Source organism: Rhizobium sp. SG2393, assembly GCF_042610495.1.
Lineage (GTDB): Bacteria > Pseudomonadota > Alphaproteobacteria > Rhizobiales > Rhizobiaceae > RU20A.
Genome location: NZ_JBHGAP010000009.1, coordinates 1 through 18,914, shown reverse-complemented (window position 1 = coordinate 18,914; position 18,914 = coordinate 1). Strand labels below are relative to the sequence as shown.

Here is an 18,914-nt window from a genome sequence, read left to right as displayed (position 1 = left end):
GTCCGCGATCATGACGAGAGATTCGACGGACCTTTTTGGCGCGAGCGCGCGCGAGACGGCACCAGTGCGGGCCGTGCCGGTGTTGCTGCCCATGCCGGCGGAGAAGGCCTATTCCTACAGCGTGCCCGACGGCATGGCCGTGCAGCCGGGCTCCATCGTGCAGGTGCCACTCGGTCCGCGGCTCGTCGTCGGCGTGGTCTGGGATGGCGGGTCCGACGACCGGGTCGATCCGAAGAAGCTGAAACCCATCGAAAAGGTCTTCGACTGCCCGCCGCTCGACGAGCGCATGCGTCGCTTTCTCGATTGGGTGGCGAGCTACACGCTCTCGCCGCCGGGACTGGTGGCGCGCATGGCGCTGCGGGCGCCGGCCGCCTTCGATCCCGAGCCCATGGTCGAGGGCCTGAAGCTGACCGAACTGCGGCCGGAGCGGCTGACACCGGCCCGCCAGCGGGTGATCGCGACGGCTGAAGACGGTTTCGCCTGGACCCGCTCCGGCCTTGCCCATGCGGCCGGCGTGTCCTCCAGCGTCATCGATGGTCTGACACAGCAGGGCGTGTTCGAGACGATCTTCATGGAGCCGCCGCCCGTCGTGGCGCCGCCCGATCCCGATTTTGCCCCGGCGCGGCTGGAGGGCATCCAGACGGACGCCGGGCGGGAGCTGGCGGCGACCGTGAAAGCCGGCGGCTTTGCCGTGACGCTGATCGATGGCGTCACGGGCTCGGGCAAGACGGAGGTCTATTTCGAGGCGATCGCCGAGACGCTCCGGCAGGGCAGACAGGTGCTTATTCTGCTGCCGGAAATCGCGCTGACTGCGAGCTTTCTCGAGCGTTTCCAGGAGCGATTCGGTTCCAAGCCGGCCGAATGGCATTCCGACCTTGCGCCGCGTACCCGCGAAAAGGTCTGGCGGCAGGTGGCGACGGGCGGTGTGCGGGTGGTGGCCGGCGCGCGCTCGGCGCTTTTCCTGCCCTTCGAAAATCTCGGCCTCATCATCGTGGATGAGGAGCACGATCCGGCCTTCAAGCAGGAGGATCGTGTCTTCTACAATGCCCGCGACATGGCCGTGGTGCGCGGGCGCATCGGCTCCTTCCCCGTGGTCCTCGTCTCGGCAACGCCATCGGTCGAGAGCCAGGTGAATGCGCAGGCCGGTCGCTACCATGATGTGCACCTGCCGACGCGCTTTGCCGATGCGGCGCTGCCGACGCTCGGCGTCGTCGATCTCAGGCGCCATGCGCCGGCGCGCGGCGGCTTCCTCTCACCGGTCTTGCTGCGCGAGATGGAAAAGACGCTCGGGCGGCAGGAGCAGTCGTTGCTCTTCCTCAACCGGCGCGGCTATGCGCCGCTGACGCTGTGCCGGGTCTGCGGCCACCGCTTCCAGTGCCCGCAATGTTCCAGCTGGCTGGTGGAGCACCGGTTTCGCGGCCAGTTGCAGTGCCATCACTGCGGCTACAGTGAGAAGACGCCGAACGCCTGCCCGGAATGCGGCACGCTGGACCATCTGGTCGCCTGCGGGCCGGGCGTGGAGCGCATCGCGGAGGAGGTGGAAAGCCATTTTCCCGAGGCTCGCACCATCGTGCTCTCCTCCGACATCATGGGCGTCAAACGCCTGCGGCTCGAACTGGAGGCGATCGCGCGCGGCGAGGCGGATATCGTCATCGGTACGCAGCTTGTCGCCAAAGGGCACAATTTTCCGCTGATGACGCTGGTCGGCATCATCGATGCGGATCTCGGGCTGACGAACGGCGATCCCCGGGCGGCGGAACGGACGTTCCAGCTTCTGAGCCAGGTAACGGGGCGCGCCGGGCGCACGGGGCGCAAGAGCCTCGGCCTGCTGCAGACCTACCAGCCGCAGCATCCCGTGATGCAGGCGATCGTTTCGGGCGATGCGCGCACCTTCTATGAGCGCGAGATCGGCGAGCGGGAGCGGGCGTTGCTGCCGCCTTTCGGGCGGCTCGCTTCCGTGATTGTTTCGGCAGACGAGCGTGCCCAGGCGGAAGGGCATGCGCGCGGGCTCCGGCAGTCGGCGCCATCCGTCGGCGATATCCAGGTTCTCGGGCCGGCGGAAGCGCCGCTCGCGATGATTCGCGGCCGGCACCGCTTCCGGCTTCTGGTGCACGGTCGGCGGACCAGCGACATGCAGGCCTATCTGCGCCAGATGATCGACCGCGGACCGAAGCCGCGGGCCTCGATCCAGGTGCAGATCGACATCGATCCGCAAAGCTTCCTTTGAACACCGAGGCTTCTGTTCATAGAGGGCGAAGCGCTCTTTCGGGCGAATCGTCTGGCATGTCATAAGAGTGCCGACGCAGAGGAGAGGCGTGCGATGGACTTCTATGTACCGACCAGCAGCGGCGAGCTCGCAGCCTTCATCTCGGCCATCATCGCCGCTGTTCTCGGGCTTCTCGGCCTCATTGCGCCGCGCACCTCCCTGAAACTCGGTGGGCTTGCGACCAATCCGGCGCGCGCGGACGGGCTGGCGACAGCACGCTCATCCGGCGGCTTTCAGGCCGGTCTGGCGATTTCCGCCATCCTGCTTGCCCAGGACTGGCTCTATCTGGGTCTTGGCGGCGCCTTCCTGCTGGCGGCGTTCGGGCGCCTCCTGTCGCTGATGTCGGACCGTTCCTTCAGTCTGCTGGGACTGACCTTCCTCATCCTGCAGTTGTGTCTCGGCGCCGCACCTCTTCTCCACGTCTTCGGTCTGATTTGATCGGGAGGCAAAATTGTGCGGTTAAAGCCTGTTTCGCGGGGTGCTTGATGCAGGGACGGGGATTTGAAGAATCCTTCGATCAGGGCGCGACTTATGGCGCATTCGTGCCGTTCGCGTGTTGCGAGTCCCCAGTTCCTATGCTAGACGAACCGCGAATTTGAGGAGACGCGGGACAAAACGCCCGCGATAGCCAAAAAAACAGCAACCTTTTCAGCGTCTTGCTCACAGCCTTTTTTGTGGTGGGAACGCTGGAAGAAATTAGAGAAGCTTGTGCCCGTGGCAGACACATCCCAGCTTGTTTCCGGTGTTGCAGAAAGGTACGCATCCTCCCTGTTTGATCTGGCACTGGAAGCCGGCGCGGTGGATGCGGTCGCACAGGATCTTGGCAAGTTCGAGGCGCTGATTTCCGAAAGCGGAGATTTCAAGCGCTTGGTCGAAAGCCCGGTCTTCTCCGCAGACGATCAGTTCAAGGCGATCTCCGCGATCGTTTCCAGCGCCGGCGCTTCCCCGCTGGTCGGCAATTTCCTGAAGGTCGTGGCGCGCAACCGCCGCCTCTTCGCGCTTCCGGCGGTCATCCGCGGTTTCCGCGCCATCGCCGCCCGCCATCGTGGCGAAGTGACGGCCGAAGTGACCTCCGCGCACGCTCTTTCGGGCGAGCAGGAAAATGAATTGAAGGCGACGCTGAAGAGCGTCACCGGCAAGGACGTGGCGGTCAACGTCACCGTCGATCCCTCCATTCTCGGTGGCCTGATCGTCAAGGTCGGTTCCCGGCAGATTGATACTTCCCTTCGCACAAAGCTTTCGAGCCTTAAGCTTGCACTGAAAGAGGTCGGCTGATGGATATCCGCGCCGCGGAAATTTCCGCAATTCTCAAAGATCAGATCAAAAACTTCGGCCAGGAGGCTGAGGTCTCCGAAGTTGGCCAGGTTCTGTCCGTCGGTGACGGCATCGCCCGCGTCTACGGCCTCGACAATGTCCAGGCCGGCGAAATGGTCGAGTTCCCGGGCGGCATCCGCGGCATGGCGCTGAACCTCGAAGCCGACAACGTCGGTGTCGTTATCTTCGGTTCGGACCGTGACATCAAGGAAGGCGACACCGTCAAGCGGACCGGCGCCATCGTGGACGTCCCGGTCGGTCCGGAACTGCTCGGCCGCGTCGTCGACGCGCTCGGCAATCCGATCGACGGCAAGGGCCCGATCAACGCCACGCGCCGCTCGCGCGTCGACGTCAAGGCTCCCGGCATCATTCCGCGCAAGTCGGTGCATGAGCCGATGTCGACCGGCCTCAAGGCCATCGACGCCCTCATCCCGGTCGGCCGCGGCCAGCGCGAGCTCGTCATCGGCGACCGCCAGACCGGCAAGACCGCCATCATCCTGGACGCCTTCCTCAACCAGAAGGCCATCCACGACAACGGCCCGGAAAACGACAAGCTCTACTGCGTCTACGTGGCCATCGGCCAGAAGCGCTCGACGGTCGCCCAGTTCGTGAAGGTTCTGGAAGAGCGCGGCGCCCTGCAGTACTCGATCGTCGTTGCCGCCACGGCTTCCGACGCGGCCCCGATGCAGTACCTGGCACCGTTTGCCGGCTGCGCCATGGGCGAATACTTCCGTGACAACGGCCAGCACGCCCTGATCGCCTATGACGACCTGTCCAAGCAGGCCGTCGCCTACCGCCAGATGTCGCTCCTGCTGCGCCGCCCGCCGGGCCGCGAAGCCTATCCGGGCGACGTTTTCTACCTGCATTCCCGCCTGCTCGAGCGCGCTGCAAAGCTCTCCGACGAGCGCGGTGCCGGCTCGCTGACGGCTCTGCCGGTCATCGAAACGCAGGGCAACGACGTTTCGGCCTTCATCCCGACCAACGTGATCTCGATCACCGACGGCCAGATCTTCCTCGAAACGGACCTGTTCTACCAGGGTATCCGCCCGGCCGTGAACGTCGGTCTGTCGGTTTCCCGCGTGGGCTCTTCCGCCCAGATCAAGGCGATGAAGCAGGTTGCCGGCTCGATCAAGGGTGAACTCGCCCAGTATCGCGAAATGGCCGCCTTCGCCCAGTTCGGCTCGGACCTCGATGCCTCCACGCAGCGCCTGCTGAACCGTGGTGCACGTCTGACCGAACTCCTGAAGCAGCCGCAGTTCTCGCCGCTCAAGACGGAAGAACAAGTCGCGGTGATCTTCGCCGGCGTGAACGGCTACCTCGATAAGATCCCGGTCAACAAGGTCGGTGCCTTCGAACAGGGTCTGCTGTCCTCGCTGCGCTCGGAAGGCAAGGCGATCCTCGACACCATCCGCACGGAAAAGGCCATCAGCGACGACACCAAGGGCAAGCTCAAGGCTGCTCTCGATGCCTTCGCAAAGACCTTCGCCTGATCGGACGACAGAAGCTAGGACGGAAAACGGATGCCTTCTCTTAAGGATCTGAAAAACCGGATCGCCTCCGTCAAGGCGACGCAGAAGATTACCAAGGCGATGAAGATGGTCGCCGCGGCAAAGCTTCGGCGTGCGCAGGAGGCGGCCGAGGCCGCACGTCCCTATTCGCAGCGGATGAGCGCCGTCCTCGCCAATATCGCCCAGGCGGTCGGCCAGGACGACAGCGCGCCGCTCCTGATGACGGGAACCGGCAAGGACCAGACGCATCTTCTCGTCGTCTGCACCGCAGAACGCGGCCTGTGCGGCGGCTTCAACTCGCAGATCGCGCGCTTTGCCCGCGATCACGTGCGCAAGCTGCTCGCCCAGGGCAAGACGGTGAAGATCGTCTGCGTGGGCAAGAAGGGCTACGATATCCTGCGCCGCGAATTCGCGTCGCTGATCATCGACCGTATCGACCTGCGCGAAGTCAAGAAGATCGGCTTCGACAATGCCGACCAGATCGGCCGCAAGGTGATCTCGCTCTTCGAAGCCGGCGAATTCGATGTCTGCACGCTGTTCTACTCCGAGTTCAAGTCGGTCATCAGCCAGGTGCCGACGGCGCTGCAGCTGATCCCGGCCTCGGCCGAGACGGTGTCGCCGGCAGCATCGGGTGCGGCTGCGATCTACGACTACGAGCCGGATGCCGGCCAGATCCTCAGCGATCTCATCCCGCGCAACATTTCCGTCCAGATCTTCCGGGCTCTGCTCGAGAATGTCGCCGGCGAAATGGGTGCCAAGATGAGCGCCATGGACAATGCGACGCGCAACGCCGGTGAGATGATCAACAAGCTGACGCTTTCCTACAACCGCCAGCGTCAGGCTCAGATCACCAAGGAACTGATTGAAATCATCTCGGGCGCCGAAGCGCTCTAAAGGTTACGAAAGAGGTTATTGACATGGCCGCTACCGGTAAGGTCACCCAGGTCATCGGCGCCGTCGTCGACGTCGCTTTCGAGGAAGGCAATCTTCCGCTGATCCTGAACGCGCTGGAAACCGACAACAACGGCAACCGCCTTGTTCTCGAAGTTGCCCAGCACCTCGGCGAAAATGCCGTTCGCACCATCGCCATGGACTCGACCGAAGGTCTGGTTCGCGGCCAGCCCGTCACCGACACCGGTGCGCCGATCTCTGTTCCGGTCGGTGATCAGACGCTCGGCCGCATCATGAACGTCATCGGCGAGCCCGTTGACGAAGCCGGTCCGCTCGACCGCTCGACCCTGCGCGCCATCCACCAGGACGCTCCGGCCTATGTCGAGCAGTCCACGGAAGGCCAGATCCTGGTCACCGGCATCAAGGTCGTCGACCTGCTCGCTCCCTACGCAAAGGGCGGCAAGATCGGCCTGTTCGGCGGCGCCGGCGTGGGCAAGACGGTTCTGATCATGGAACTGATCAACAACGTCGCCAAGGCGCACGGCGGTTACTCCGTGTTTGCCGGCGTGGGCGAGCGTACCCGCGAAGGCAACGACCTCTATCACGAAATGATCGAGTCGGGCGTGAACAAGCATGGCGGCGGCGAAGGATCCAAGGCTGCCCTCGTTTACGGCCAGATGAACGAGCCGCCGGGCGCGCGTGCCCGCGTTGCCCTCACCGGTCTGACGATCGCTGAAGACTTCCGCGACAAGGGCCAGGACGTTCTGTTCTTCGTCGACAACATCTTCCGCTTCACCCAGGCAGGTTCGGAAGTGTCGGCTCTGCTCGGCCGTATTCCGTCGGCCGTGGGCTATCAGCCGACGTTGGCGACCGACATGGGCGCCATGCAGGAGCGCATCACGACCACGACCAAGGGTTCGATCACCTCGGTTCAGGCCATCTACGTTCCCGCCGACGACTTGACCGACCCGGCTCCGGCAACGTCCTTCGCCCACCTCGACGCCACGACCGTTCTGTCGCGCTCGATCGCCGAAAAGGGCATCTACCCGGCCGTTGACCCGCTCGACTCCACCTCGCGCATGCTCGACCCGATGATCGTCGGCGAAGAGCACTACGAAGTGGCCCGCAAGGTGCAGGGCACGCTGCAGCGCTACAAGTCGCTGCAGGACATCATCGCCATCCTCGGCATGGACGAACTGTCGGAAGAAGACAAGCTGACGGTTGCCCGCGCCCGCAAGATCGAGCGCTTCCTGTCGCAGCCCTTCTTCGTGGCCGAAGTCTTCACCGGCTCGCCGGGCAAGCTGGTCGCTCTCGAAGACACGATCAAGGGCTTCAAGGGCCTCGTCAATGGCGAGTACGACCACCTGCCGGAAGCGGCCTTCTACATGGTCGGCTCGATGGACGAAGCCATCGAAAAGGCCAAGCGTCTCGCTGCCGAAGCAGCCTGATGACCGATCGACCGGCGCGCCCGTCGCGCCGGTCTTCGCCTGCCGCCGGACATGCGGTGGCAGGCTTTCGACGTTCGCGGTCGCAAGGCTGACCGCCCAGGAAGAGTGATCGTCATGGCTGACAACTTCAATTTCGAGCTGGTTTCCCCGGAGCGCCTTCTCCTGTCCCAGAAGGTCAGCGAAGTCGTGATCCCCGCCACTGAAGGCGAAATGACCGTTCTGGCAAACCACGCCCCCACGATGACGACGATCAAGCCCGGCGTCGTGACGGTAAGGGCCGATGGAAAGACGGATCGGTACGTCGTGTTCGGCGGTTTCGCCGACATCGTTCCCACCGGCTGCACGCTACTGGCCGAATCCGCCGTTCATGTCGATGAGCTCGACAAGTCGCAGCTCGATCGCCGCATCGCCGCTGCCCGCGACGAGCTGGACGGTCACGGTGACGACGACCGCAAGACGTCGCTGGAGCGCCTGATCGGCGAACTCACCTCGCTGAAGGAAACGCTCATCCCGGCCTGAAAGGGACCGGGCGAAAGCACCTGATGCCAAACGGAAAGCCCCTTCGCGGGGCTTTTTTGTTGTCCTGGGCTCGTATGCTCGTCTGTCGGCAACTGCGGAGGCGAGATGTTCCTGCCCGCGGAAGGCTGGTTCACACCATCAGCCGTTTGCGGGAAGGCTGAACGGCTTTGATTCGCTCAGGCCGTGGCCTTGACCGGCCGATTGATCCGTTGAGCCGCTTCCTTCACCAGCGGCAGGAAATCGCCTTCGCCGGCATCGATCATCTCGAAGAAGCGCGCGCGCATTCGCACTTCCCAGAACTTGTTGATGTGGGTGGCGACGCCGTCCACCCGCTCGCCCTCCGGCTGGGAGAGGAAGAAGGTGGCGATCTGGTTCGCCATGCGGACCAGCTTTTCGTCGGTGTTGCTATGCGACATGGCGGTCTCCGGGTGTGCGGATGCGGTCTGGACGCGTGAAAATCTCGAATTCGTCGGCGCGCACGATGCCGACCAGCGTCATGCCTGCGGCTTCGGCTGTGCGGATGGCAAGGGCGGTCGGGGCGGAAATCGCAGCGATGACGGGGCTGCCGAGGGTGGCGGCCTTCTGGACCATCTCGACCGACAGGCGGCTGGTGACGACGACCATGCCCGCCATGCCGGCCATGCCACGGCGCAGGACGGCACCAACGAGCTTGTCGAGAGCATTGTGGCGGCCGACATCCTCGCGCGCGGCGAGAAGGCCCGCGCCGGGAATGTAGAAGCCTGCCCCATGCACGGCGCGGCTTTCCCGGTTCAGCACCTGGGCTGCGGAAAGAGCGCCGATGGCGGCTTCGATCTCACCCGGTGTCACGGTCAGGCCATGGTCCGGCACGTGCGGCACGGCGCGTGTCGCCTGCTCGATCGATTCGATGCCGCAAAGGCCGCAGCCGACGGGGCCGGCCATGCGGCGGCGCCGGGCGGTAAGCGCGTCGGCCTCCGGCTCGGCCAGCGTCACCTGCACGTCGAGACCGTCACCAGCTTCCATGATATCGACGGCGAGAACGTCGCTGGCCGTGGCGATGATGCCTTCCGCGAGCGAGAAGCCATAGGCGAAGTCTTCGAGATCGGCGGGTGTCGCCATCATCACGGCATGGGTCGTGCCACCGTAGGAGAAGGCGACCGGCACTTCCTCCGGCACCACGCGGCCGGCAGGCTGGAGGCGACCACCGCGCCAGGCGGCGGCCGTCAGCGTGCTGAGCGGCGGCAGGGGAGCGGTCATCGCCCTATTCCGCCGCCTCGAGCTTGCCGGCGATGCGGCGCGACTGGCGCGACAGCTCGTCATATTCCACCTGCCAGTCGGATGGGCCGTTCGACGGGGAGACCTGAACGGCGGTGACCTTGTATTCCGGGCAGTTGGTCGCCCAGTCCGAGAAGTCGGTGGTGATGACGTTGGCCTGCGTGTTCGGGTGGTGGAAGGTGGTATAGACCACGCCCGGCGCCACGCGGTCGGTGATCGTGGCGCGCAGCGTCGTCTCGCCGGCCCGGCTTGCCAGCCGGATCCAGTCGCCGTCGCGGATGCCCCGGTTTTCGGCGTCGTGCGGGTGAATTTCCAGCCGGTCCTCTTCGTGCCAGACGGTGTTTTCAGTGCGCCGCGTCTGGGCGCCCACATTGTACTGGCTGAGGATGCGGCCGGTGGTGAGCAGTAGCGGGAAGCGCGGGCCGGTGCGCTCGTCGGTCGGGACATATTCGGTGCGGATGAACTTGCCCTTGCCGCGCACGAAGCCGCCGATATGCATGATCGGCGAGCCCTCCGGGCTCTTCTCGTTGCAGGGCCACTGCACGGAGCCGACCTTCTCGAGGTAGTCATAGGAGACGAGCGCGAAGCTCGGCGTCGTCGCGGCAATCTCGTCCATGATTTCCGAGGGATGGGTGTAGGTCCACGCGAGGCCCATGGCCTGGGCAAGCTTCTGGGTGACCTCCCAGTCCGCATAGCCGTTCTTCGGCGTCATGACGCGACGCACGCGGTTGATGCGGCGTTCGGCATTGGTGAAGGTGCCGTCCTTCTCCAGGAAGGTCGATCCCGGCAGGAAGACATGGGCGTAGTTCGCCGTCTCGTTCAGGAAGAGATCCTGCACGACGACGCATTCCATGGCGGCGAGGCCGGCCGAGACGTGCTTGGTATCGGGGTCGGACTGCAGAATGTCTTCGCCCTGGATGTAGATGCCCTTGAAGGTGCCATCGACGGCGGCATCCAGCATGTTGGGAATGCGCAGGCCCGGCTCGTTGGAAAGCGTCACGCCCCAGAGCTTTTCGAAGACCTCGCGGGTCGCATCATCAGAGACATGGCGATAGCCCGGCAGCTCGTGCGGGAAGGAGCCCATGTCGCAGGAGCCCTGAACGTTGTTCTGGCCGCGCAGCGGGTTCACGCCGACGCCGGGGCGGCCGATATTGCCCGTCGCCATGGCGAGGTTGGCGATGGCCATCACGGTGGTGGAACCCTGGCTGTGCTCGGTGACCCCGAGGCCGTAATAGATCGAGCCATTGCCGCCGGTGGCGAAGAGGCGGGCGGCACCGCGCAGAAGCTCGGCCGGTACGCCGGTCAAAGGCTCGATCGCCTCGGGGCTGTGGCGATCCTCGGAGACGAAGCCGGCCCAGTCCTCGAATTCCGACCAGTCGCAGCGCTCGCGGATGAAGGCCTCGTCGTAGAGGCCCTCGGTGACGATGACATGGGCCAGCGCCGTGACGACGGCGACATTGGTGCCGGGCTTCAGCGGCAGGTGATAGGCGGCCTGAATGTGGGGCGAGGACACGAGATCGATACGGCGGGGATCGATGACGATCAGCTTGGCGCCCTGCCTCAGGCGCTTCTTGAGGCGCGAGGCGAAGACCGGGTGGCCGTCGGTCGGGTTGGCGCCGATGACGATGACGACGTCGGTGTGTTCGACGGAATCGAAGTTCTGCGTGCCGGCCGAGGTGCCAAAGGCCTGGCCGAGGCCGTAGCCGGTCGGCGAATGGCAGACGCGGGCGCAGGTATCGACATTGTTGTTGCCGAAGCCGGCGCGGATCAGCTTCTGAACGAGGTAGGTCTCCTCGTTGGTGCAGCGCGACGAGGTGATGCCGCCCACGGCCTCGCGGCCATACTGGTACTGGATGCGGGAAAATTCCGCGGCCACATGGGCGAAGGCTTCCTCCCAAGTCACTTCGCGCCAGGGATCGGTGATCTTCTCGCGCACCATCGGGTTCAGGATGCGGTCGCGGTGGGTGGAGTAGCCATAGGCAAAGCGCCCCTTGACGCAGGAATGGCCGCGATTGGCCTGACCGTCTTTCCACGGCACCATGCGCACCAGCTCCTCGCCGCGCATCTCGGCCTTGAAGGAGCAGCCGACGCCGCAATAGGCGCAGGTCGTGACGACGGAGTGTTCGGGCTGGCCGATCGCGATCACCGACTTTTCGGTGAGCGTCGCTGTCGGGCAGGCCTGCACGCAGGCGCCGCAGGAGACGCATTCGGATTCCAGAAAGGCCTCATGCATGCCGGGCGAGACGCGGCTGTCGAAACCGCGGCCTTCGATGGTCAGCGCAAAGGTGCCTTGCACCTCCTCGCAGGCCCGCACGCAGCGCGAACAGACGATGCATTTGGCGGGGTCATAGGTGAAATAGGGGTTCGACTCGTCCTTCGGCATGTAACGGGCGTTGACGTCGCCGGTGGCGCCGCGCGCCTTGAGGTGGTTGTCGCCCTCATAGCCGTAGCGCACGTCGCGCAGGCCGACAGCGCCTGCCATGTCCTGCAGCTCGCAATCGCCATTGGCCGCACAGGTCAGGCAGTCCAGCGGATGGTCGGAGATGTAGAGTTCCATTACGCCCTTGCGGATCTGCTTCAGGCGCTCCGTCTGGGTGTGGACCTTGAGGCCCTGCGCGACCGGCGTGGTGCAGGAGGCGGGCGTGCCGTTGCGGCCCTCGATTTCCACCAGACAGAGGCGGCAGGAGCCGAAGGCATCCACCATGTCGGTGGCGCAGAGCTTCGGCACCTGAATGCCGGCTTCCATCGAAGCGCGCATCAGCGAGGTGCCCTCGGGCACGGTGATCTCACGGCCATCGATGGTCAGCGTCACCATCTTCTCGGAGCGGGAGGCGGGCGTGCCGTAGTCGATTTCAGGAACGAGGGACATGGTGCTTACCTCCCAGCCGTCATCCTCGGGCTTGACCCGAGGATCTGCTGCTTTTCAACTGTTACTTCCGATCCCATCACGACCGGTCGGCATTGAGCCTGGGGCGTGGATCCTCGGGTCAAGCCCGAGGATGACGGCGAGAATGGCAGTGTCACTCCGCCGCCTCCCGCACCGGCGCGGGTGCAAAATCATCCGGGAAATGCGTCATGGCGCTCATCACCGGGTAAGGCGTGAAGCCGCCCAGCGCACAGAGCGAACCGAATTTCATGGTGTTGCAGAGGTCTGCGAGCAGCGCCTTGTTCTTCTCAGGCTCGATGCCGCGGGCAATGCGGTCGGCGGTCTCGACGCCGCGGGTGGAACCGATGCGGCAGGGGGTGCATTTGCCGCAGCTTTCGACGGCGCAGAATTCCATGGCGAAGCGGGCCTGTTTCAGCATGTCGGCACTGTCGTCGAAGACGGTGATGCCGGCATGGCCGATCAGGCCGTCGCGGGCGGCGAAGGCTTCGTAGTCGAAGGGCGTATCGAAAAGGGCACGTGGGAAATAGGCGCCGAGCGGACCGCCCACCTGGACGGCCTTCACCGGCCGTCCCGTCGCGGTTCCCCCGGCGATATCGTCGATGATCTCCCCGAGCGTGAGGCCGAAGGCGGTCTCGTAGAGGCCGCCATGCTTCACATTGCCGGCGATCTGGATCGGGATGGTGCCGCGCGAGCGGCCCATGCCGAAATCGCGATAATAGGCTGCACCGCGGTCCATGATGATGGGGACGGAGGCGAGCGAAATGACATTGTTGACGACGGTCGGGCGGCCGAGGAAGCCCTGAAGGGCCGGCAGCGGCGGCTTGGCGCGCACCACGCCGCGCTTGCCTTCCAGCGAGTTCAGAAGCGAGGTTTCCTCGCCGCAGACATAGGCCCCGGCGCCGACGCGGATTTCCATGTCGAAGGCCTTGCCGGAGCCGAGCACGGAAGGACCAAGCATGCCGGCGGCGCGCGCAATCCCGACGGCGGCGCGCATGGCCGCGATCGCATGCGGATATTCTGAGCGGGTATAGACGTAGCCCCTGGTCGCACCGGTGGCGATGCCGGCAATCGCCATGCCTTCGATCAGCACGAAGGGATCGCCTTCCATGATCATCCGGTCGGCAAACGTGCCGCTGTCGCCCTCGTCTGCATTGCAGACGATGTATTTCTGCGGCCCTGCCGCCTCCATCACCGTCTTCCACTTGATGCCGGTCGGGAAGCCGGCACCGCCACGGCCGCGCAGGCCGGAGTCCGTCACCTGCTGCACGATCTCGGCCGGCGGCAGGGAGACGGCATTCTCCAGCCCCTTCAGGCCACCATGGGCGCGGTAATCATCGAGGGAGAGGGGATCAATGACCCCGCAGCGGGCGAAGGTCAGACGCGTCTGGCGCTTGAGGAAGGGGATCTCGTCCGTCGGCCCGAGACAGAGCGCGTGGGCGCTGCCCGTCAGCAGACCGGCGTCGAGGAGAGATGCGACATCGCTCGCCTTCACGGGGCCGTAGGCGATGCGACCCGTCTCGGTTGCCACTTCCACCAGCGGCTCCAGCCAGTGCATGCCGCGCGAGCCGTTGCGCACGATGCGGGCGTCGAGGCCGCGTGCCTCGATTTCGGCTGCCAGCGTGGCGGCCACCTTGTCAGCACCAAGCGCGAGGGCTGCGGCATCCTTGGGAACGTAAAGAGTGACGCTCATGCGCGCGCCTCCGCAAGGAGATCGCGGATCGCTGCATCATCCAGCCGCCCATGCACGGCGCCATCCAGCATCGCGGCCGGCGCGCAGGAACAGAGGCCGAGGCAATAGACCGGCTCCAGCGTGACGCTGCCATCCGCCGTCGTGCCGTGAAAATCGATGCCAAGAAGCGCCTTGACGCGTTCGGCCAGCGCATCGCCGCCCATGGCCTGGCAGGCCTCGGCGCGACAGAGCTTCAGCACATGGCGGCCGGCGGGGTGATCGCGGAAATCATGGTAGAAGCTCACGACGCCGTGGACTTCGGCGCGCGACAGGTTCAGTTCGCGGGCGATGACGGGCAGACAGTCCTGCGGCACATGGCCGAAGGCTTCCTGGATGGCATGCAGGATGGGCAGCAGCGGACCTTCAAGATGGCTGTGATCGGCGACGATCGCCCGTGTCTGCTCGGCAAAATCCTCGCCGCGCCGCGCCATGTTCATCGCTGATCCTCCCGTCCGTCATCCCGGCAGGGAAGCCATCCGAGCCATCCCCCGCTGATCGCAAAGCTTCTCAGGCGGGGTCGAAATGGTCAATAAGGCTGATCCGTTGACCGATAGGGAAAAGCTATCAATCCAGGCCGCTTTCGGCCAGTCCGCGCGCCTCGTGCAGCAGGGCGGAGACCAGCGGCGTGAAGGGTTCGCGGTGGGTAGCGACGAGGCCGACCGTGTGGACCGGTTCGGGATCGGTAAGCGGGATCATCCGCAGGTCCGCCTCGTAGCCAAAGGGCGCGGCGACGCTGCGGGGCATGATGCTGCACCAGTCGCCGTTGCGCACATGGGAGAGAAGAACGATCATCGAATTGGACTCGAGCGCCGGCGAGACGGTGACACCCACCTCCGAAAAATGGCGGTTGATGATGCGGCGGTTCTGCATGTCGGCGGTCAATAGGCAAAGCCGAAGATCGGCGGCCTCGCGCCATGTCACGGTGTCGCGATCGGCCAGCGGCCCTGCGCTGGAGGTGACGAGATGGTAGCGCTCCTGGGCCAGGGCGACGCTGGTGACGCGGCCCAGCGGCTCGTTTTCGAGGTAGGTAAGCCCCGCATCGATCTCTAGATTTTCAAGCAGGCTCAGAATCTGCAGCGAGTTGGCGGAGATGACGGAGAAGGTCACCTCCGGATGCTTTTCGCGGAATGGTGTCGTGAGCTTCGGCACCATGGCGAGCATGGTGGGAATGGCGGCCAGCCGCAAGTGCCCCGACAGGCCCTTGTGGGCGGCGCGCATTTCCTCGCGCAGGGTGCGGGCATCGCCGACGATGCGGCGTGCCCATTCCAGCACGCGCTGGCCTTCCGGCGTCAGGCCTTGAAAGCGCGAGCCGCGATTGACGAGAACGACGCCGAGACTGTCTTCCAGCTGCCGGATCGCGGCCGACAGCGTCGGCTGCGAGATGCCGAGTTCTTCGGCTGCGCGGGCGAAATGCTTCTCGCGGGCGAGCGCGATGAAATATTCGAGCTTGTCGATCACGCCCGCCGCCTTTCGAAGTGCCGATCAGACGATCAGCTGGCCGCCGTTGACCTCGAGGATCTGGCCGGTGATGTAGCCGGCGAGGCTGTTCGAGGCGAGGAAGAGATAGGCGGGCGCGCAATCTTCCGCCGTGCCGAGGCGTTGCAGCGGGATGGTCTTGCGGGTGGCTTCGAGCTTGTCGGCGGAGGAGTAGCGCTGGTGGAAATCGGTGGTGATCGTGCCCGGCGACACGCAGTTGACGCGGATGCCGGCCGGCGCCAGTTCGCGCGCTAGCGCCTTGGAATAGGTCGAGACGAAGGCCTTCGTCGCCGAATAGATGGCCGAGCCCGGGCTGCCGCCCGTCAGCGCCGAGATGGAAACGGTGTTGACGATGGCCGGATGGGTGCCGCCCTTCAGGAGCGGGATCAGGGCGCGCGTCAGTTCGACGACGGAATGCTGGTTGAGGCGGGTCACTGCCGTATACTGCTCATCCGTCAGCTGATCGGCGGGAAAGCGGCCGACCATGGTGCCGGCATTGTTGACGAGCACGTCGATGGCATCGAAACGCGCCTTCACGGCATCGATGAAGGATTGCACACCCGCCGGCTCCAGAAAATCGGCATATACGATCGTGGCGCGGCCATCGGCGACGGCCTGCTTCAGGAAATCCGGCAGGCTATCCTGCGGGGCCCGGCCGCCATGCAGCAGCACAGTCGCGCCGCAATCGAGAAAGCCGCGCGCGACCTCAAGGCCTATGCCGCGGCCGGCACCCGTGACCACCACGCGGGCATCCTGAAACAATGTGGAACTGAACACGAAACGTCCTCCTGATATTCGATCCTGCGGCCGGGCTCCTGCCACCACCGCTTTCCTCCGGCGTGAAGCTTGCCGAGACGGGCGCGTTTTGCAAGCGCTGTTCACCCCCTGGCGCGCGCGAGACGCGAAAATCGCTGGCGCAGTTTTCGTTTTCTCCTATCATGAAGAAAAACGAAAACAGTTGGGAGGCGCGCCATGTATTTCACGGAGCGGCAGAGCGAGATCCTGGAACTCGCCAAGGCGGAGGGCCGCGTGCTGGTCGAAGACCTTGCGGCGCGCTTTTCCGTCACCCCGCAAACGATCCGCAAGGACCTCAACGATCTCTGCGATGCCCGCGCGCTCAACCGCGTGCATGGCGGCGCGATCTATCCGAGCGGCAAGGAGAATGTGAAGTATGACGCGCGCCGGCGGATCGCGGCGCCGGAGAAGCTTGCGATCGGCCAGGCCGCCGCCGCCCTCATCCCCAACAATGCCTCGCTCTTCATCAATATCGGCACGACGACGGAAGCCGTGGGGACAGCACTCGTCGACCATCGCGAACTGATGATCATTACCAACAACATCAATGTCGCCAACAGCTTGCGTGTCTATCCGAGCATGGAGGTGGTGATTGCAGGCGGCGTGGTGCGCGCCTCCGATGGCGGAATCGTGGGCGAGGCGGCGGTCGATTTCATCCGCCAGTTCAAGGTCGATTATGCCGTGATCGGCGCCTCCGCCATCGATCCCGACGGCGCGCTTCTCGACTTCGACTATCGCGAAGTGAAGGTCGCGCAGGCCATCATCGCCAATGCGCGCAACGTCATCCTAGTGGCCGACTCCACCAAGTTCGAACGCACGGCGCCGGTTCGGATCGGCCATATTTCGCAGGTACAGGCCTTCATCACCGACCACTGCGCATCGGTGACCGTGCGCCAGATCTGTGCCGAGCAGGGGGTGCGGCTGATCGAGACGCATCCCTGACGCTTCGCTTTCGTTCAGCGGCTGAAGCATTCGTTTGACATTCGAAATGAATTCGTTTTAACTATTGATGCTTTCGCATGCGCGCAAAATTGCTGCGATGCGAAAGAGGGCAGGGGAGGCTCTCGTCGCGTGTCGGATCAGGTCCACGATATCTTCGTCATCGGCGGCGGCATCAACGGCTGTGGCATTGCCCGCGACGCGGTTGGTCGCGGCTATTCGGTGGCGCTGGCCGAAATGAAGGACTTCGCGTCCGGTACCTCGTCGGCCTCCACCAAGCTGGTGCATGGCGGGCTGCGCTATCTCGAACATTATGAATTCCGCCTGGTGCGCGAGGCGCTGATGGAGCGCGAAGTGCTCTGGGCCATGGCGCCGCACGTGATCTGGCCGATGCGGTTCGTCCTGCCGATCCAGAAGGGCGGCTTGCGTCCTGCCTGGCTCGTGCGGCTCGGTCTCTTCCTCTATGACCATATTGGCGGGCGCAAGCGCCTGCCGGGCACGCGCACGCTGGACCTGACGCGCGACCCCGCCGGCAAGCCGCTGAAGCCTGTCTATCGCCGGGCCTTCGAATATTCGGATGGCTGGGTCGATGATGCGCGCATGGTGGTTCTGAATGCACGCGATGCCGCCGAGCGCGGCGCGCTGGTGCTTGCGCGTCACCGTGTCGTCTCCGCCCGCCGCGACTCCGGTCTCTGGCGCATCGAGACGGAGGACGCCGAAGGCGTTCGCCACGCGCATCGCGCCCGCATGGTCGTCAATGCGGCCGGACCCTGGGTGGATCATGTGCTGGCCGGTGCGCTCGGTCGCAATGACAGCCACAATGTGCGCCTTGTTCAGGGCAGCCACATCGTCGTGAAGAAGAAGTTCGACGATCCGCGCGCCTATTTCTTCCAGAACCCGGATGGCCGCATCATGTTCGCCATCCCTTACGAAAACGATTTCACGCTGATCGGCACCACGGATCGCGACTACAAGGGCGATCCCCGTCAGGTGCGCATCAGCGCCGAGGAAGAGCGCTATCTCTGCGCTGCTGCCAGCGAATATTTTGCCGAGCCGGTGCGCGAGGCCGATATCGTCTGGGCCTATTCGGGCGTGCGTCCGCTCTATGACGATGGCGCCTCGAAGGCGCAGGAGGCGACGCGCGACTACGTGCTAAAGCTCGAGGGCAATTCAGGCGATGCGCCGATCCTCAATGTCTTCGGCGGCAAGTTGACGACCTATCGCCGCCTCGGCGAATCCGCGCTGGAAAAGATCGGCGAAGCGATCGGCGTCAAGGGAAAGCCCTGGACGGCGGGTTCGCGCCTGCCGGGCGGCGGCTTTGCCATCGAGGGCTACGAGGCCGAGGTGCGCACACTTTCGGGCCGCTACCCTTTCCTGTCGCCGGCCTTTGCAGCCCGGCTGGTGCGCCAGTACGGCACGGAAGCCGGCGTCATTCTGGGCAATGCCCGCAGCCTTGACGATCTCGGCCGCCGCTTCGGTGCGGACCTGACGGAGGCCGAGGTTCGCTGGCTGATGGAGAAGGAATGGGCGCGCACCGCAGAGGATATTCTGTGGCGCCGCACGAAGCTTGGCCTGCGCGTCTCGGCGGAGGAGGCCGCAGCGCTCGATGATTACCTGAACGCCGCCGCTGCGGTGAAGGCTGCTTGAACTGGTGACCTCGAGGGGTCAACGCCTGCGGATCGGGAGGCCGGAGACGTCATGCTTGAGTTACGTGGTGTCCGGAAGGTTGTTGGGGGGGATGTTCATGTTCACGGGACGGATTTGGTTCTGTCGCGTGGGAGCTTGAATGTTTTGCTGGGTCCGACGCTGAGCGGGAAGACGTCGTTGATGCGTCTGATGGCGGGGCTGGATCGGCCGACGTCGGGGAGCGTGTGGTTCGACGGGGTGG

At 64.7% G+C, this 18,914-nt stretch carries 17 protein-coding genes; 10 read left to right on the top strand and 7 right to left on the bottom strand.

Translation table 11 applies throughout. The features are described from left to right. The first annotated feature begins 10 nt into the window (after positions 1 to 10). From ACED18_RS16585 to ACED18_RS16555, 7 genes are all read left to right on the top strand, one after another. Positions 11 to 2,227, top strand: coding sequence for a primosomal protein N' (locus ACED18_RS16585; protein WP_377294260.1), 2,217 nt, complete (start codon positions 11 to 13; stop codon positions 2,225 to 2,227). 93 nt (positions 2,228 to 2,320) lie between these two features. Continuing rightward, a complete protein-coding gene (locus ACED18_RS16580) occupies positions 2,321 to 2,704 on the top strand; it encodes a DUF4345 domain-containing protein (RefSeq protein WP_377294258.1) in 384 nt (127 codons plus the stop codon). Positions 2,705 to 2,974: 270 nt separating this feature from the next. Then, positions 2,975 to 3,541 (top strand): F0F1 ATP synthase subunit delta, encoded by a 567-nt coding sequence (locus ACED18_RS16575; protein WP_377294256.1) that lies wholly within the window; start codon positions 2,975 to 2,977, stop codon positions 3,539 to 3,541. Continuing rightward, positions 3,541 to 5,070 carry a F0F1 ATP synthase subunit alpha gene (gene atpA, locus ACED18_RS16570; protein ID WP_377294254.1) on the top strand — a complete coding sequence of 510 codons (1,530 nt, stop codon included), beginning with the start codon at positions 3,541 to 3,543 and terminating at the stop codon, positions 5,068 to 5,070. Before ACED18_RS16575 ends, atpA begins: the two co-directional genes overlap by 1 nt. A gap of 30 nt (positions 5,071 to 5,100) precedes the next feature. Next, entirely contained in the window at positions 5,101 to 5,982 is an 882-nt protein-coding gene (locus ACED18_RS16565; protein ID WP_377294252.1) for a F0F1 ATP synthase subunit gamma, read from the top strand. A 23-nt stretch (positions 5,983 to 6,005) separates the two neighbouring features. Beyond that, complete coding sequence (atpD, locus tag ACED18_RS16560; RefSeq protein WP_377294250.1) at positions 6,006 to 7,427, top strand: F0F1 ATP synthase subunit beta; 1,422 nt, start codon at positions 6,006 to 6,008, stop codon at positions 7,425 to 7,427. Positions 7,428 to 7,541: 114 nt separating this feature from the next. Next, entirely contained in the window at positions 7,542 to 7,946 is a 405-nt protein-coding gene (locus tag ACED18_RS16555) for a F0F1 ATP synthase subunit epsilon (protein WP_377294248.1), read from the top strand. Positions 7,947 to 8,122: 176 nt separating this feature from the next. Here ACED18_RS16555 and ACED18_RS16550 read toward each other — a convergent pair whose 3' ends face one another. From ACED18_RS16550 to ACED18_RS16520, 7 genes are all read right to left on the bottom strand, one after another. Beyond that, entirely contained in the window at positions 8,123 to 8,362 is a 240-nt protein-coding gene (locus tag ACED18_RS16550) for a formate dehydrogenase subunit delta (RefSeq protein WP_377294246.1), read from the bottom strand. Continuing rightward, the gene (gene fdhD, locus ACED18_RS16545; RefSeq protein WP_377294244.1) at positions 8,352 to 9,182 is read right to left on the bottom strand and encodes a formate dehydrogenase accessory sulfurtransferase FdhD; all 831 of its coding nucleotides are present in this window, start codon (positions 9,180 to 9,182) and stop codon (positions 8,352 to 8,354) included. The genes ACED18_RS16550 and fdhD overlap by 11 nt, the downstream gene beginning before the upstream one ends. A 4-nt stretch (positions 9,183 to 9,186) precedes the next feature. Then, positions 9,187 to 12,069, bottom strand: a complete 2,883-nt coding sequence (gene fdhF / locus ACED18_RS16540; RefSeq protein WP_377294242.1) for a formate dehydrogenase subunit alpha — start codon at positions 12,067 to 12,069, stop codon at positions 9,187 to 9,189. A gap of 151 nt (positions 12,070 to 12,220) precedes the next feature. Then, on the bottom strand, positions 12,221 to 13,777 hold the full coding sequence (locus ACED18_RS16535; protein WP_377294240.1) for a formate dehydrogenase beta subunit: 1,557 nt from the start codon (positions 13,775 to 13,777) through the stop codon (positions 12,221 to 12,223). Next, positions 13,774 to 14,253 carry a formate dehydrogenase subunit gamma gene (locus ACED18_RS16530; protein ID WP_377294238.1) on the bottom strand — a complete coding sequence of 160 codons (480 nt, stop codon included), beginning with the start codon at positions 14,251 to 14,253 and terminating at the stop codon, positions 13,774 to 13,776. Before ACED18_RS16530 ends, ACED18_RS16535 begins: the two co-directional genes overlap by 4 nt. A 127-nt stretch (positions 14,254 to 14,380) precedes the next feature. Next, positions 14,381 to 15,274 (bottom strand): LysR family transcriptional regulator, encoded by an 894-nt coding sequence (locus ACED18_RS16525; RefSeq protein WP_377294236.1) that lies wholly within the window; start codon positions 15,272 to 15,274, stop codon positions 14,381 to 14,383. 24 nt (positions 15,275 to 15,298) lie between these two features. Continuing rightward, on the bottom strand, positions 15,299 to 16,069 hold the full coding sequence (locus ACED18_RS16520; RefSeq protein WP_377294234.1) for an SDR family NAD(P)-dependent oxidoreductase: 771 nt from the start codon (positions 16,067 to 16,069) through the stop codon (positions 15,299 to 15,301). Between the two features lie 195 nt (positions 16,070 to 16,264). Here ACED18_RS16520 and ACED18_RS16515 point away from each other — a divergent pair, with 195 nt between their 5' ends. The 3 genes from ACED18_RS16515 to ACED18_RS16505 all read left to right on the top strand — a co-directional run. After that, complete coding sequence (locus ACED18_RS16515; protein ID WP_377294232.1) at positions 16,265 to 17,029, top strand: DeoR/GlpR family DNA-binding transcription regulator; 765 nt, start codon at positions 16,265 to 16,267, stop codon at positions 17,027 to 17,029. A 129-nt stretch (positions 17,030 to 17,158) separates the two neighbouring features. Beyond that, positions 17,159 to 18,673 carry a glycerol-3-phosphate dehydrogenase gene (locus ACED18_RS16510; RefSeq protein ID WP_377294229.1) on the top strand — a complete coding sequence of 505 codons (1,515 nt, stop codon included), beginning with the start codon at positions 17,159 to 17,161 and terminating at the stop codon, positions 18,671 to 18,673. Positions 18,674 to 18,724: 51 nt separating this feature from the next. Next, on the top strand, positions 18,725 to 18,914 hold a 190-nt coding region (locus ACED18_RS16505), incomplete at its 3' end, for an ATP-binding cassette domain-containing protein (protein WP_377294227.1).